At 38.9% G+C, this 14,087-nt stretch carries 11 protein-coding genes; 6 read left to right on the top strand and 5 right to left on the bottom strand.

Translation table 11 applies throughout. The annotated features are described in order from the left end of the window. Positions 1-172 precede the first annotated feature (172 nt). Positions 173-1,120 carry a replication factor C small subunit gene (locus ILA26_RS04365; RefSeq protein ID WP_292894455.1) on the top strand — a complete coding sequence of 316 codons (948 nt, stop codon included), beginning with the start codon at positions 173-175 and terminating at the stop codon, positions 1,118-1,120. A 9-nt stretch (positions 1,121-1,129) separates the two neighbouring features. Continuing rightward, positions 1,130-2,656, top strand: coding sequence for a replication factor C large subunit (locus ILA26_RS04370; protein ID WP_292894459.1), 1,527 nt, complete (start codon positions 1,130-1,132; stop codon positions 2,654-2,656). Here the strand turns inward: ILA26_RS04370 and ILA26_RS04375 are convergent. Together ILA26_RS04375 and ILA26_RS04380 are read right to left on the bottom strand one after the other, a co-directional pair. Next, positions 2,639-3,328, bottom strand: coding sequence for an ATPase (locus ILA26_RS04375; protein ID WP_292894462.1), 690 nt, complete (start codon positions 3,326-3,328; stop codon positions 2,639-2,641). The genes ILA26_RS04370 and ILA26_RS04375 overlap by 18 nt on opposite strands. A 4-nt stretch (positions 3,329-3,332) precedes the next feature. Then, on the bottom strand, positions 3,333-4,184 hold the full coding sequence (locus ILA26_RS04380; RefSeq protein ID WP_292894465.1) for a shikimate dehydrogenase: 852 nt from the start codon (positions 4,182-4,184) through the stop codon (positions 3,333-3,335). Between the two features lie 84 nt (positions 4,185-4,268). Between ILA26_RS04380 and hisS the strand changes: the two genes are divergently transcribed. The 4 genes from hisS to ILA26_RS04400 are packed head-to-tail and all read left to right on the top strand — an operon-like array spanning position 4,269 to position 8,575. Then, positions 4,269-5,564: a histidine--tRNA ligase gene (gene hisS / locus ILA26_RS04385; RefSeq protein ID WP_292894468.1), complete on the top strand. Its 1,296-nt coding sequence runs from the start codon at positions 4,269-4,271 to the stop codon at positions 5,562-5,564. Positions 5,565-5,566: 2 nt separating this feature from the next. Next, positions 5,567-5,974, top strand: a complete 408-nt coding sequence (gene hisI / locus ILA26_RS04390; protein ID WP_292894471.1) for a phosphoribosyl-AMP cyclohydrolase — start codon at positions 5,567-5,569, stop codon at positions 5,972-5,974. 1 nt (position 5,975) lies between these two features. Then, the gene (locus ILA26_RS04395; protein ID WP_292894474.1) at positions 5,976-7,820 is read left to right on the top strand and encodes a PINc/VapC family ATPase; all 1,845 of its coding nucleotides are present in this window, start codon (positions 5,976-5,978) and stop codon (positions 7,818-7,820) included. Between the two features lie 5 nt (positions 7,821-7,825). Beyond that, positions 7,826-8,575 (top strand): sugar phosphate isomerase/epimerase, encoded by a 750-nt coding sequence (locus ILA26_RS04400; protein ID WP_292894478.1) that lies wholly within the window; start codon positions 7,826-7,828, stop codon positions 8,573-8,575. Here the strand turns inward: ILA26_RS04400 and ILA26_RS04405 are convergent. From ILA26_RS04405 to ILA26_RS04415, 3 genes are all read right to left on the bottom strand, one after another. Next, positions 8,572-10,890: a DEAD/DEAH box helicase gene (locus ILA26_RS04405; RefSeq protein ID WP_292894481.1), complete on the bottom strand. Its 2,319-nt coding sequence runs from the start codon at positions 10,888-10,890 to the stop codon at positions 8,572-8,574. The genes ILA26_RS04400 and ILA26_RS04405 overlap by 4 nt on opposite strands. Positions 10,891-10,983: 93 nt before the next feature. Next, positions 10,984-12,492 (bottom strand): Mur ligase family protein, encoded by a 1,509-nt coding sequence (locus tag ILA26_RS04410; RefSeq protein ID WP_292894484.1) that lies wholly within the window; start codon positions 12,490-12,492, stop codon positions 10,984-10,986. Beyond that, positions 12,485-13,870 (bottom strand): Mur ligase family protein, encoded by a 1,386-nt coding sequence (locus ILA26_RS04415; protein ID WP_292894487.1) that lies wholly within the window; start codon positions 13,868-13,870, stop codon positions 12,485-12,487. Before ILA26_RS04415 ends, ILA26_RS04410 begins: the two co-directional genes overlap by 8 nt. Positions 13,871-14,087: the final 217 nt, after the last annotated feature.

Here is a 14,087-nt window from a genome sequence, read left to right on the forward strand (position 1 = left end):
CAAAAATCCAACAACAACCAGAAACAAGAAAATACAACGAAAATTCAACATCAACTACAAACCAACATAAAAACCAGGAAAAAACATGAAATCAAAAATTAAGTTGACGACATTGCAAAAAATAATTTAACTACATCAAACATAACTATTATCATAATAAAATGGTGATTAAATGAGCGGACCATGGGTAGAAAAATATAGACCACAAAAATTAGAAGACATTGTAGGCCAAAAGCAGATTGTAACAAGATTAGAAAAGTATGTGGGCGAAAACAGTATGCCTAACCTAATGTTTACCGGTCCTGCAGGTGTCGGTAAAACAACCACAGCCTTAGCACTAGTGAAATCCATTCTAGGAGAATACTGGAGACAAAACTTTTTGGAATTGAATGCATCCGATGCAAGAGGAATCGATACAGTAAGGGACCGTATCAAAAGCTTCTGTAGATTAAAGCCGGTAGGCGCTCCATTCAGAATAATATTCCTGGACGAAGTAGACAACATGACAAAAGACGCACAGCATGCTCTTCGTCGTGAAATGGAAATGTATACTAAAACCGCTTCATTTATACTTTCATGTAACTATTCATCAAAAATCATTGATCCTATCCAATCAAGATGTGCGATATTCAGATTCGCCCCACTTAAAGGGGAAGAAATCAAGGAACGTCTGCAATTCATTTGCAGCAATGAAGGATTTGAATACACCGATGAGGGACTGGACAGCATAGTCTATTTTGCTGAAGGAGACATGCGTAAGGCAGTGAACGTCCTTCAGGCAGCCGCTTCAGAAGGAGAGGCAATTACCGAAGATTCCGTTTATGAGGTCGTTTCAAAAGCAAAACCACAAGACATCGGAAACATGATAAACAAGGCACTCATGGGTGACTTCATGGGCGCACGTACCATCCTAAGGGACACAATGGTGCTTCAGGGAACCAGCGGAGAAGACATGGTTACCCAAATTTACAAAGATGTTTCAAAAAGAGCTCTTGACGGCAAAATGGATGCTGGCATTTACATGGATTTAATTGAAGCAATAGCTGAATGTGATTTTAGAATAAGAGAAGGAGCAAATCCAAGAATACAACTTGAAGCTCTCTTAACCCACTTCTTATAAGGTAGAGAAATGTTATGGACTGACAAATATCGGCCACAGGAACTGTCACAGGTGGTCGGCAACAAAAAAGAGATTAAGATAATCCAGGATTGGGTTGGCGAGTGGAAAAAAGGCAATCCACAGATTCCACTGCTTTTAGTTGGGCCTCCAGGAATTGGAAAAACCACATTAGCACTCATTATTGCAAAGGAATTTTCAGAACACATTGAACTGAATGCCAGTGACAAGCGTTCACAGGATGTCATCAAAAGCACAATAGGAGAGTCCTCATCAAGCAGGTCACTGTTTGGGGACGAATACAAACTAATCATAATGGATGAGGTTGACGGTATTCATGGAACCAATGACCGTGGAGGAGTGAGGGCAATTGGTGAAATCATCAAGAATTCACGCCATCCAATGATTTTAATAGCAAATGATTTCTATTCAAAAAGATTGCAATCCATCAAACCAAAATGTACTGTAATCAAGATGAAAAAGTCAAGGTGGAACTCCATTTCAGCGCTTTTAAGAAAAATATCACAAGCAGAAGGCGTTGAAGCGGAACCTGCAGCCTTAAAAGAGATTGCAGTCAAATCCCAAGGAGACGTCAGGTCAGCGATAAATACCCTACAGGCACTTGCTGACAAGGACAAGATTCTGGAAGTGAGCGATGTGGAGAACATGGTTACAAAGGACACCCGTTCAGACATATTCAATGCAATCACTGCAGTTTTGAAAAGCAAGACCCCTGCACATGTGAAGGAAGCCATGTGGATTGAGGAGGATCCTACACTTGTCATGGAATACATTGCTGAAAACATTCCAAGAGAATACAAGAAAAAGGATGAAATCAAGAAGGCTTACGATTACATATCAAAGGCAGACATATTCTTCGGAAGAACAAACAGAAGCAGGAACTACGGTTACTGGAAATATGCAACCGATTTCATGGGAATAGGAGTGAGCAACTCCAAGCATGAAACCTACAAGAAGTTCACAAAAATCCAGACCCCATCAACATTCGGACTGATGGGACGAACCCGTGGAAAACGTAATTTACGCGACAAAATCACTGAAAGAATGTTTGAAAAAATGCACGTTTCAAGCGGAGTGGCAGTCTCAATGTTTCCATATCTTGAAATAATGTTTCAAAATGACGAACTTGCATGGGAAATTTCCGACTTTTTAGGCTTTTTCGATGAAGACGATGAAAAAGAAACTGAAAAACTAATCAAAGTATTCAGAAAGAGAAAAATACCTAAAAAAGTTATAACTAAAATGGAAAAGCAAAAAGCTCAAATGAGAGTCGAGGAACGTGACAGACGTGCCGAAGAGCTCAAGAATCAAATGATAAACGTTATTCCAGAGGAAGTATTGGAAGAACCTTCAGCCGAAGAGGAATTGCCATTTGAAATCCCAGGAGTAAGCGAACCTAAAAAAGAAACCGTTAAAGAGGAAACTCCTAAAGAGAAAAAAGAAAAAGATAAAGAAGAAAATACTGAAAAGAAAGAGAAAAAGAAAACCGATAAACAGGTTTCACTTTTCAGCTTCTAATTTTTTTTCAATAAATTCAGATGCTTTAACAACATTTTCCTTATATTGGGGAGCTACATCATCCAAGAATTCACTAAATGAGGTAGCTAACTCATTTTTATTTTTGTTTTCAACCAATTCATGACCATCCATTTCCAAAAATGAATTGATCCATTCCAGTGAAACGTTGGCCAAAGGATAAATCTCATCATCACGGTGATTAAAATTCAATCCTTCACCATTAAAGATACCTTCAAAAATGCCATTTACCTCATCATCAAGGATTATAGGATTGACCTTTAAATCATATTCACCATCACGAACTAATTCGACACCATACTTTCTGGTGTAAGGTTCCAACAAGAGTTCAATCATGAAATTGTCTTCAGGCACCAGTATTCTGGAATTCGGCTCGATTTCCAGTGCCAAATGCCTTGATGACTTTGAGCATATTTTCTGGAACAGCTTATTTCTGACCACTTCGATTTCAGGATACTGCTTATTAAAGGTAGCTTCACGCTTTCTTGAAAACTTTGAAAATCTCAAGTTGTTAATGTAGATTTTTTGAGGAGTGTATGAAATGAATCTGCTGTCAACGCCAATTATCTTTAAAAATTTCAATACATCCTTCTTGGAGGAGGAAAACTCTTCCTCATCGTTTGTTAAACCTGAAATATTAAACATTAAATCCATATTATCATTCTAAATTAAGTGTTTTTCTCAATGCCTTTTCCATCACGTCAACAGGAGCCTTCTTGCCTGTCCAGATTTCAAAGCTTTCAGCACCTTGATAAAGAAGCATTTTTATTCCATAAACCGGTTTGGCACCTGCCTTTATGGCCTCATTTATAAGGACTGTTTCATTTGGATTGTAGACCGCATCAAACACGACCAAATCCTCATGCATATCTTCTGCACCCACTATTGGAGCATCATCAACGTTAGGATGCATTCCAATGGGTGTTGTATCAATCAAGATGTCAGCATCACCGATACAATTGTTAATCTCTTCGATTGAATCTGATTTGACATCATCAATTAAACCTGATTCATTAACATCATTCGCCAAGTTCTGTGCCTTTTCGACATTCCTATTCAATATTGTAAGGTTGCTGGCACCATATTTTGCAACATAAAATGAGATAGCCCTTGAAGCTCCTCCGGCTCCGGCAATAACTACATTCTTGCCTTTGATTGGAGTAACCTCTTCAATGGCCTTTACGGCACCAATTCCATCGGTGTTATACCCTTTAAGATTTTTAAAGTCAATAGTGTTAACAGCACCAATCAATGCTGCCACCTCATCGATTTCATCCAAATGATTCATAACTTCAATTTTATGAGGTATTGTCACGTTGAATCCCTTGATGTTTAGGGATCTTGCACCTTCAATGGCTGATTTTACATTTGAAGGATCAACATCAAAAGCGACATAGGCATAATCCATGCCCAATGCCTCAAAGGCCGCATTGTGCATAGGCGGTGAGAAACTATGTTCAACAGGATGGCCTATCAAACCAACAATATTTGTACTACCTTTAATATTCATATAATATTTAATTGATTACCAAACATTATATAAATTTGTATACACAAATTTTAATTATAATATATTATAACAAGGAGAGCAAACATGGAATTTACAAGACCAAGAGGTACAAGAGATTTCTTATTTGAAGAAATGAGACAAAGAAAACAAGCAGAAGGTACCTTAAGAAAAATATTTGAAAGTTATGGTTATCAAGAAATCAAAACACCTTTATTTGAAGAATTAAAGTTATTTACCACCAAATCTGGAGAAGAAATTGTTGACCAGTTATACAACTTCAAGGACAAATCCGACAGGGATTTGACACTCAGACCTGAAATCACTGCTCCAGTTGCAAGATTATACCTTAACGAACTTGAAAAGACAGCAACCAAACCTATAAAGCTTTATTATTACGGAAGCTGTTTCAGATATGAAAGACCGCAAAAAGGAAGGTTCAGACAATTCTGGCAATTCGGTTGTGAATTGATTGGTGCAAAAACCCCACAGGGTGAGGCAGAAGTGATTGCGTTATGTTCAGATGCAATCCAATCCCTAGGAATCACCACCGCTGACGTTAACATAAACCACTTGGGAATCATCAGAGGACTGTTCAAGCACTTTGACATTTCAACTGAAACCCAAAGGGAAATCATGGTCGTTATTGACAAAGGAGATAAGGACCTTTTAATCGAATCCCTAAGCGGAGACGAACCAGTCATTGATAACGATGAATTAAACCAAATCCTATTGAAACTCATCGACCTTGTGGGAGACAAGTCAATCATCAGCGATGTTGAAGAATTGATTGCTCCATATGAAGAGCCAAAAGAAGCATTGGAAGAGTTAAAAGAGTTAATTTCATTGTTGGAATCATTCCAAGTTGACAACTACACATTGAACCTCGGTGTTGCTAGAGGACTTGACTACTATACCGGAATCGTTTTTGAGATTTATGTTCCGGAACTTGGTGCCCAAAAGCAAATCTGCGGTGGAGGATCATACTCCCTTGTTAAAGTGTTCGGAGGCCAAGAGGTTGAATCAACCGGTTTTGCACTTGGTTTTGACAGATTGATGAATGCAATCGAAGAGCTGACCGATGCAGAGGAATTGCCTTCCCACTTAGATGTCTATGTGGCTCCAATCTCAAAAGACGTAAGAACCAAGGCATTTGAGATAACACAAACCTTAAGACAAAACGGAATCAAGACAGACGTTGACTTGAACGGCAAGAAATTCAAGAAACTGATGAACTACGCTGACAAGATCAAGGTTCCGAAAATAATCATCATCGGTGCAAATGACCTTGAAGAGGGCAAAGTGACCATCAAGGACATGGTAAGCGGAGACCAGGAGTTAGTGGATATTGAAAATATTGTAAGCTACTTGAAAGAGGAATAAACATGAATATCAATTTTAGACACGAAATCAACGGAATTCCAGTAATAACCGCCATTGCTCAAGATGCCGAAACAAATGAAATATTGATGTTGGCAAACATGAACAAAGAAGCATTAATCAAGACAATAGAAACAGGAAAGGCACACTACTGGAGCACATCAAGAAACAAATTATGGCTTAAGGGAGAATCCTCAGGCCACTTCCAGGAAGTCCATGAAATCCTTGTTGACTGTGACATGGATGCAATCGTCCTAAAAATCTCACAGACAGGTGCTGCATGTCATGAAGGATACCACTCATGCTTCTTCAGAAAAATAAACACAGAAAATAAAATTGATATTGATGATTTAGGCGATGATGATTTAGAGATTATCTTAGAAAGAATTGTTAACCCTGAAGACGTGTATTAAAATGAAATGTATAATACCAGATACCAGCGCTGTTATTATAGGTGCAGTAAGCAAAATCGTTGAGGAAAGCGATATCGATTATCCTGAAATTATTGTACCTGAAGCAGTCGTATGTGAACTTGAACACCAGGCTAACGCCAACAGGTCCGAAGGTCGCAAAGGCCTAAAGGAGCTTCAAAAGTTACAGGAAATGCAGGATGAAGGAGAGTTGGCAGTAAGCTTTAAAGGAAAAAGGCCAACCAATTATGACATCAAATACGCAAAAAGCGGAGAGATAGACAGCATTATCCGTGACGTTGCAAGAAGCGAAATGGGAACCCTTTTAACCAATGACAAGGTTCAGGCAGAGACTGCAAAAGCGCAAGGAATACCAGTTTATTATTACAAACAAGAATTTGAATTGAAACCATTGTCAATCGAAAAGTACTTTGACGATGACACCATGTCCATTCACTTGAAGGAAAACGTTGTTCCAATGGCCAAAAAGGGAACACCTGGACATATCATGTTTGACGTGCTAAATGAGAAGCCTCAAAGTTACAATGAGCTTAAAGTTATTGTTGACGAGATTCTTGACAAGGCAAAAAGCGACCCTAAAACCTACCTGGAATCAGACAAGGAAGGATCATATGTCGTTCAATCTAGAGAGTACAGGATTTCAATAGCATATCCTCCATTTTCAGAAGGACTGGAAATCACAATCGTAAGGCCTGTTGCAAACATCAACCTTAACGAGTACAACTTATCTGAAAAATTGCTTGAAAGAATAAGGACAAATGCGGAAGGAATTCTGATTTCAGGTTCTCCCGGTGCGGGTAAGTCAACTTTCGTGCAGGCGATTGCCAAATATTATTCAACAAAATTGAATAAGATTGTAAAGACCATGGAATCACCACGTGACCTGCAATTGCCGGATGAAATCACACAGTATGCTCCATTGGAAGGAAGCATGGAAAACACTGCTGATGTTCTGCTTCTTGTAAGGCCAGACTATACCATTTATGATGAATTGCGTAAGAACACCGATTTCAGCATCTTCGCAGACATGAGGCTTGCGGGAGTCGGAATGATTGGTGTGGTTCATGCGACCCGCCCAATCGATGCGATTCAAAGGATAGCTTCCAGAGTGGAGCTTGGAGTAATTCCATCAATTGTCGATACAAGCATCTACATTGAGGACGGTGAAGTCAAAAGCGTGTATGAGACAAAGATGACCGTTAAGGTTCCAAGCGGAATGAAAGAGGCAGACCTTGCAAGACCGGTTATTGAAGTGCGTGACTTTGAGACTGGAGAGCTTAAAAATGAAATTTACACCTACGGTGAGCAGACCATCGTGATGGATATAGATTTAGTGAATGGCGATTCACCGGAAGGCAACAAAAAATCCTCGGTAGACATTATTGCAGAAAAGGAGATTTTAAGAAAAATCAAAAAGATTTTGCCTAAAAAGGCTAAAGTCGATGTTGAAGTCATCTCCCCTGAAAGGGCAAACATCTACATTCCAGAAGAGTTCATTCCAAAAATCATCGGTAAAAACGGAAAACGCATAGCTGAAATCGAGGAAAGCATTGGAATAAGCTTAGGGGTTGAAGTAATTGAAACAAAACCTGTTGACAAAAGCCCTTTTGAAGTGGATATCCTACATACACGCAAGCAATTGATATTGGAACTTGGAAGAGACAACGGAAGGAAAAACTTTGACATCTACATTAACGGAGAATATCTGTTAACTGCAACCACATCTAAAAAGGGAGAAATAAAGATTAAAAAAGGAATTGAATTGTCCGATTTCATCATAGAGGCAATTGAAATGGGATTGGAAATTACCGCAGTTAGAAAAATGTGATTATTATGAAAATTGGAGCATCAACACTTGCAGGAATAGAATACAGTTTGGAAAATGCATTGGAATTTATCGAATCAATGGGTCTCGAGTATGCTGAATTGGTTCATCAATACCCATCAGAAAACATTGATTGCGATGTATTGGAAAGCTATAATCTGAAATACTCAATACATGCACCATTCATGGATGTCAACATTGCAAGCCTGCAGGACCAAAGCAGATTGAACTCCATAAAGCAAATCAAGTCATCAATTGACCTTGCAAATGAAATCGATGCCGAAGCGGTTGTGGTCCATCCGGGAGTCACTTCATTTTTACCAAACAAATTCTTCAAGAAAGAGGTTACAGCCTTTGCAGAAGAGTCCATAATTGAACTTGGAGCATACGGAAAAGACTTGGGAGTTTTGACAACATTTGAAAACATGCCTGCATTTCCTAGCATGCTTTATCAGGACATGAATGAGTTGAATGAAATTCTTGTTGATAATGAATTATACATGACACTTGATGTCGGCCATGCAAACCATGCAGGATATTCCGCAGACGAGATGATTTTTGATTGCATTAAACACGTACATATCCACGATAATTTTGGTGATGATGACGCACACCTACCATTAGGTGAAGGCTGTATTGATTTAAAACGTGTAGTCAATAATCTAGAGAGCAAAAACTTTGATGGCATCTACATACTCGAAGTAAATGATTACGATTCCATTAAAAAAAGTTACGAATACATGAAAAAGAACTTCTAAAGAAGTTTCTTTTCATTAATCTCTTTTTTAAAATAAAGATATTTTGAATCTAAAACCTTTCTGATTTCCTTAGCTGTTTTTTTACCTATACCTTCGACTTCCTGCAAATCACTTTCACTTGCATTCAAGATATTTGAAACGGTACCGAAATGCAACAATAAATTTTTAGCGTTAACAGGTCCAATATTAGGCAATGACTCGACAATGAACAATTGCTGCTCCATCAAACTTACAGGTTTCTTATCTGTCCTTATCTGAATAGGTGTCCTTTCTCCATTCTGCTCACGAACGGCAATTCTTTTAATCATTGCAGCAGTGTCCTGGGAATTTCTTGTAGGGATGATACTTATGCCAAAGTCTATCGCTATGGAAGCCATTGACCCCCTGATTGCATTAGGATTGATCATTCCAGTATACAAATCATCACCCTCAAGGATTAAAATAGGATGTTTAAATTCCTCAGACAACTCTTTTGCCTGCTTGAACAGTCTTTTATCAATGATTGAGTCGACAAAATCCTTTGCGGTCTTTCTTTCAATAGCCACCTCATCACTGACCTGGTAATCGGCAACTGCCATGGAACGAACCTTAACATCAATTTCCATTTCGGTCAAGTGCCTGATAACCTTTGAATTTCCTTCACGGGAGTCAGCATAAACAATTGGGAAATCATTTTCCTCTTTAGGCCTTTCAATAACCTTGACCTTCTTCTCATTATCCATTCTTTGAATGGCTGATGCATTCAGTTCCTCCAAAACATCAGGATCAATCAACTGGTTTTTCATGCGGTCCTCTTTTCTGATGCTTGACCAATAATAACCCTCATCACGAGTTCCCTCAGTAATCAATACCTTAACTTTACCTGTTCTTTTACGACCTGTCCTACCACGCCTTTGAATCATTCTCACTTCAGACGGGACAGGCTCATATAACACAACCAAGTCGACCGCAGGAATGTCAATACCCTCTTCAGCCACACTTGTGGAGAGTAAAACATCATACTCCCCCATTCTGAATGACTTGATAATGGCTTTCTGTTGCTTTTGAGTCAATCCTTTTTCACCATCTTTTGAAGCCTGACCGAAGAACTTAGCTGACTTGATTCCCTCTTTTTCAAGCTTTTGGTGAATCATTTCAAGTGTATCACGGTATTGTGTAAATACTATTACCTTTGAAGCGGAATCGTCACTCTTATCATCAAATCTGGAAGTGGTGAGCTTGGTCTGACCATTGTCACCCAATTCCTTTTTAAGAATTTTAGTTATTTCCCTTAGTTTCGGATGCTCCCAACCATGCTTTTCGGCGTCCCTTGCCATCTTAACAGCACGACCAAAATTATCATCCCACATCAAGGACTTTGCAGCTTTGGTCTTTTTCTTTCTCAACCTTGCAACGTACTTGTTGAAAGTTTGAACACCTTGAGTTTCAATAAGCTCCTGAGCATGCTGGATATTGATAACTGCGCTTAAAATGGAAATTGCCTGGAACAAGTCCTTGTCCGGATTGGTTGAACGTGCAATTTCGCCTTGAACCCTGCTTCTTGCCTTTAAGATATCAACCTTATTTACAGACACTGTCTTGATGATTCCCATGTTCTTTAAGGCCTTAAGTCTGATTTTCAAGGCCTTGTCGACATGTTCCTTAATTTTTGCAAGTTCCTTGCTCATCTTCACCTTAACCCAATCGATTTCAACGGGGTTGAAGTATGGTTTCACGTCCACATCGTCCTCAGTCTTGACGACAATGTTTTGAATGTAAAGGTTTTCACATACTTCCTTGATTTTATATTTGTCGGAACCGGGTGAAGCTGTCAATCCCAAAATCAGGTTGAATTTTGATTCCTGGACATAACGGGACGCAAGATAAACATATGAATAAGATCCCACACCATGGTGGCATTCATCAAAAACAATTAGAGAGACATTGCTTAAGTCATATCTTCCATTCAATAAGTCTGATTCGACAGTTTGTGGTGTTGCTGTGATGATTCTGGACTCTTCCCATCTTTTGACACGCTCATCAGTTTTAACGGCACCTGTTATTGAGGTGCACGGCAATGTCAGGAATTCCTTGAAGCTCTCCTCATGCTGTATTGCCAACGGTTTTGATGGTGCAAGAACGAGTACCTTAGAGTTTTTTACCTTATGCAATCTGTCAGCAGCTACCAAAATAGCCACAATTGTCTTACCCAATGCAGTAGGTGCAACAACCATGGTGTTTCCTTTCTTCAAAACGTCTCCAGCAAGAATTTGCTGATATAATCTTGATTCTATTGCATCCTTTTTCAATAACGGATGATTAATGTAGCTTGCCATAATAAACCCTTAAACCCTTATCTACATTATCTATTAATTAAAAGTATTATTAAAATATTAAGAGAGAGCACTTGAAAAGTAATAAAAAAAGAATTATAATTCAAATACTAAAGATTTGAATTTAGTAGCAGCCTCACCGATAGCTATTACCATTTCACAATCCAAGTTTAATGCTTTTCTAAGGCCATCCTTGACTTCATCTTCTGATGCGCCAAGTGTGCCTGTCTTTTTAAACTCACCCACATGGTTTAAGAAGATCCTGTCGTTCAACTTTGGATTGTCGGTTAATTTTTCAATAGCAATTTTATGTGACGCCACTGATGCCGGAACGATGAATTTTGAGAATTTCAAAACGCTGTTGAATATGTCCAAATCTCCGCGATAGCCGGATTCTGATGATACGGTTATGACAGTTGTGAAGTCTCCAAAGAGTTTTTTAAATTCTTTTAGGACTGTTTCAACACCTGCGGGATTGTGGGCATAGTCGACAAAAATGTCCTTGCCTTTGACCTTTCCCACTTCCTCCATTCTTCCGCTTACTCCTGTGAAGCTAGCGATTGAAGGCAATATCTTGTCATATGGTAAACCTAAGAATTTATGAGCTGCAATGATTACCCCAGTCACATTATAGACATTGTGAAGTCCGTCAATGCCCATTTTTACGGTCAATTTTTCATCAGGAGTGTGCAGGTCAAATGTCCTGTTTGCCAAATCCACATTTGTTGCAATGTAGTCCACCTGAGGGGTTGTTATTCCACATTGGCAGAAGTAGTATCCGCATCCTGAAATTATTTCCTTAACAGCAATTTCCTTTCCGCAGACGCATTCCTTCATTCCTATGGATTCGGGCATTTCGTCAACACCGAATGTTATGACCTCCCCTTGGAAATCCAATTCTTTTAAAAGACCCATTATTGTAGGGTCCTGACCGTTAACGATAAGGGTTCCATCACCGATCTCCTTAATGAATTCCCCCTTGACATTGGCATAGTCCATGAAGCTTCCAAGGTCGTTCAAGTGGTCCGGAGTGATGTTTGTTATTATTCCACCCTTCATTGAGGTGTTCTTGACTATCCTTCCGACAGTTCCAGGAACTCCGAAGGTTCCCACCTCAAGAATGCCCACATCACCGTTCAATCTTGATTGCAATATCGGAATGAACTCCGCATTTCCCTGCATTCCCTCAAGGTCATGCTCTGCAGGTTTTATTCCATTGTCATAAGCGATTTTTTTAAGAAGAGTTGTTGAGGTTGTCTTACCGTTGGTACCAGTTATTCCAAACACCGGCTTTTCAGGCTCGACCATTTCAATAACGTCATATAATTCTAAAATTGGTTTGTCACAGTTTTTCAATACTTCCGAATCTTTAGAAAGGCTTGCAGGTGGAATTATATAATCGGACTTTTTGAAGAAAGCTTCCGGAGTCTTGCCGTAGAACACGTCAATGTCATACCCTTCAAGAGATTTTGCGAATCGGCAATCCTTTTTAAAGGACAAGTCTGTTCCGATTACATTGTATCCTCTTTGTTTTAATATTCTTGCAATAAGGTTACCGTTTGCGCCGCAAACTCCTATAACTCCAAAGGTGTCATTCTTATTCATACTTCTTACTCCCCTCTTCAAGTCCCTTCATAATCTTATCGACTGTAGTTAGCCTGTCATAAGCTATAAGCGGCCCCATGTGAAGGATTATGTCGCCAGGCTCTGAATACTTGAAGGTTTCACATGCTGCGATTTCAATGTTTTCAACAGCAACCTTTTCGATGTCAGGGTTTGTTATCGCATCAAGTATCTCCTGGGCAGCGGACATTTCCACTTCCTGGGTCACTTCATTAAATCCGCTGGCTATAACTGTCTTGATGTTATAGTTGCTTACCAGCTCGCCAACTTCAGCCTTATCCCTAACGGATAAAGTGTCAAAATGATCTAAGAACAGGACTACGCTTTCGTCCTTAAAGTAGTCCAGTGTTATTTTCATTCCATCGTATAAAAATGCTGAGTCCAAGATTACTTTTCTTCCATTGTAGTTACCCACATCCTCCATGTGTGCAGGCAATCCCTTAAACTCAGTCAATGCATCGATAATATCCTCCTTCTTGACTCCGTATGTCAATGCCACAGCACTTGCAGCCACTGAATTTTCAAAGAAGTAGCTCATCATGTAGAACGGAGTTGTGAAAGAGTCGCCGTCATATTCGACAGTTAAGGATTTATCACCGACTGTTCCCTTAAAGTCAACATCCTCATCCAAAGCGTAATATAATGCATCAGCCCTTTTAGGATTGATGATGTCATGACAGGAGTGGTTTGCGATGAATGTCTCGCTCATGGCTTCAAGAACCATCTTACGTTGCTGATACAATTCAAGTGATCCGCCAAATTCGGAAAGGTGGTCCTCAGCAATGTTGGTCAAAAGACCTATTTTAATGTCTAACCTATCTAAAAGGCCAATTGTACCATGAGGAAGTTCAAAAATAGCAATGTCGCAGTCTTGGGCTTTTCCTTTAACTATACCATCAATGATAGCTTCTGAAACCAGGTTATTTACTAGTGAGGAACATGACCATACATTATAGCCCGCTTGCTTGAACAGGCTTGTTGTAATGAAAGTTGTTGTGGTCTTACCCATGGTTCCAGTAATACCAATAATGTCAACAGGAATCAAATCGTTGACTATTTTGGAAAATTCTTCGTTATTTAAGACTTTTAAGTCAGAATCCTTAATCTTTTGAGCTATTGGAGCGGATTCCGGCAAGGTAGGTGGCATGTAAACAGCTTCAAAACCTTCTACTGACGGGTCCTTATTCGCCATGTCAAGTTTGACACCTTCCTTTTCCATTTCGATTAAACTTCGTTGGAATTCGATTTTAAACTCTGAAATATCTTTCAAATCAGTAATTACAACATCATGGCCCAAATAATTAAGCAATCTTGCAACAGGCCTACTAGCATTTCCAGCACCAACAACTAAATAATTCATAAAAAGTCTCCTCACGTGTATATTAATTATATATTTATAATCTTCATTAAATTTAAAGTTTAAATTTTTTAAAAAAAGAGTCTGTAAAATTTCATAGGCTTCTTTCAAATTTTATTTTTTTACACTTGAAATTTCACTTCGATGAAAATTCGTTCTAATTTTTCTTTAATTTCAAAATAAACAATTAAAAAATAGTAAATTACTTAAATAAGTGAGG

Source organism: Methanobrevibacter sp. (assembly GCF_017940815.1).
Classification (GTDB): Archaea; Methanobacteriota; Methanobacteria; order Methanobacteriales; family Methanobacteriaceae; genus Methanocatella.

Bases quoted from the DNA above. Each gene is read 5' to 3' on its own strand.
- ILA26_RS04410 (WP_292894484.1), bottom strand. From the start codon at position 12,492: ATGAATAAGAATGACACCTTTGGAGTTATAGGAGTTTGCGGCGCAAAC.
- hisS (WP_292894468.1), top strand. From the start codon at position 4,269: ATGGAATTTACAAGACCAAGAGGTACAAGAGATTTCTTATTTGAAGAA.
- ILA26_RS04375 (WP_292894462.1), bottom strand. From the start codon at position 3,328: ATGGATTTAATGTTTAATATTTCAGGTTTAACAAACGATGAGGAAGAG.
- hisI (WP_292894471.1), top strand. From the start codon at position 5,567: ATGAATATCAATTTTAGACACGAAATCAACGGAATTCCAGTAATAACC.
- ILA26_RS04380 (WP_292894465.1), bottom strand. From the start codon at position 4,184: ATGAATATTAAAGGTAGTACAAATATTGTTGGTTTGATAGGCCATCCT.
- ILA26_RS04395 (WP_292894474.1), top strand. From the start codon at position 5,976: ATGAAATGTATAATACCAGATACCAGCGCTGTTATTATAGGTGCAGTA.
- ILA26_RS04405 (WP_292894481.1), bottom strand. From the start codon at position 10,890: ATGGCAAGCTACATTAATCATCCGTTATTGAAAAAGGATGCAATAGAA.
- ILA26_RS04370 (WP_292894459.1), top strand. From the start codon at position 1,130: ATGTTATGGACTGACAAATATCGGCCACAGGAACTGTCACAGGTGGTC.
- ILA26_RS04415 (WP_292894487.1), bottom strand. From the start codon at position 13,870: ATGAATTATTTAGTTGTTGGTGCTGGAAATGCTAGTAGGCCTGTTGCA.
- ILA26_RS04400 (WP_292894478.1), top strand. From the start codon at position 7,826: ATGAAAATTGGAGCATCAACACTTGCAGGAATAGAATACAGTTTGGAA.
- ILA26_RS04365 (WP_292894455.1), top strand. From the start codon at position 173: ATGAGCGGACCATGGGTAGAAAAATATAGACCACAAAAATTAGAAGAC.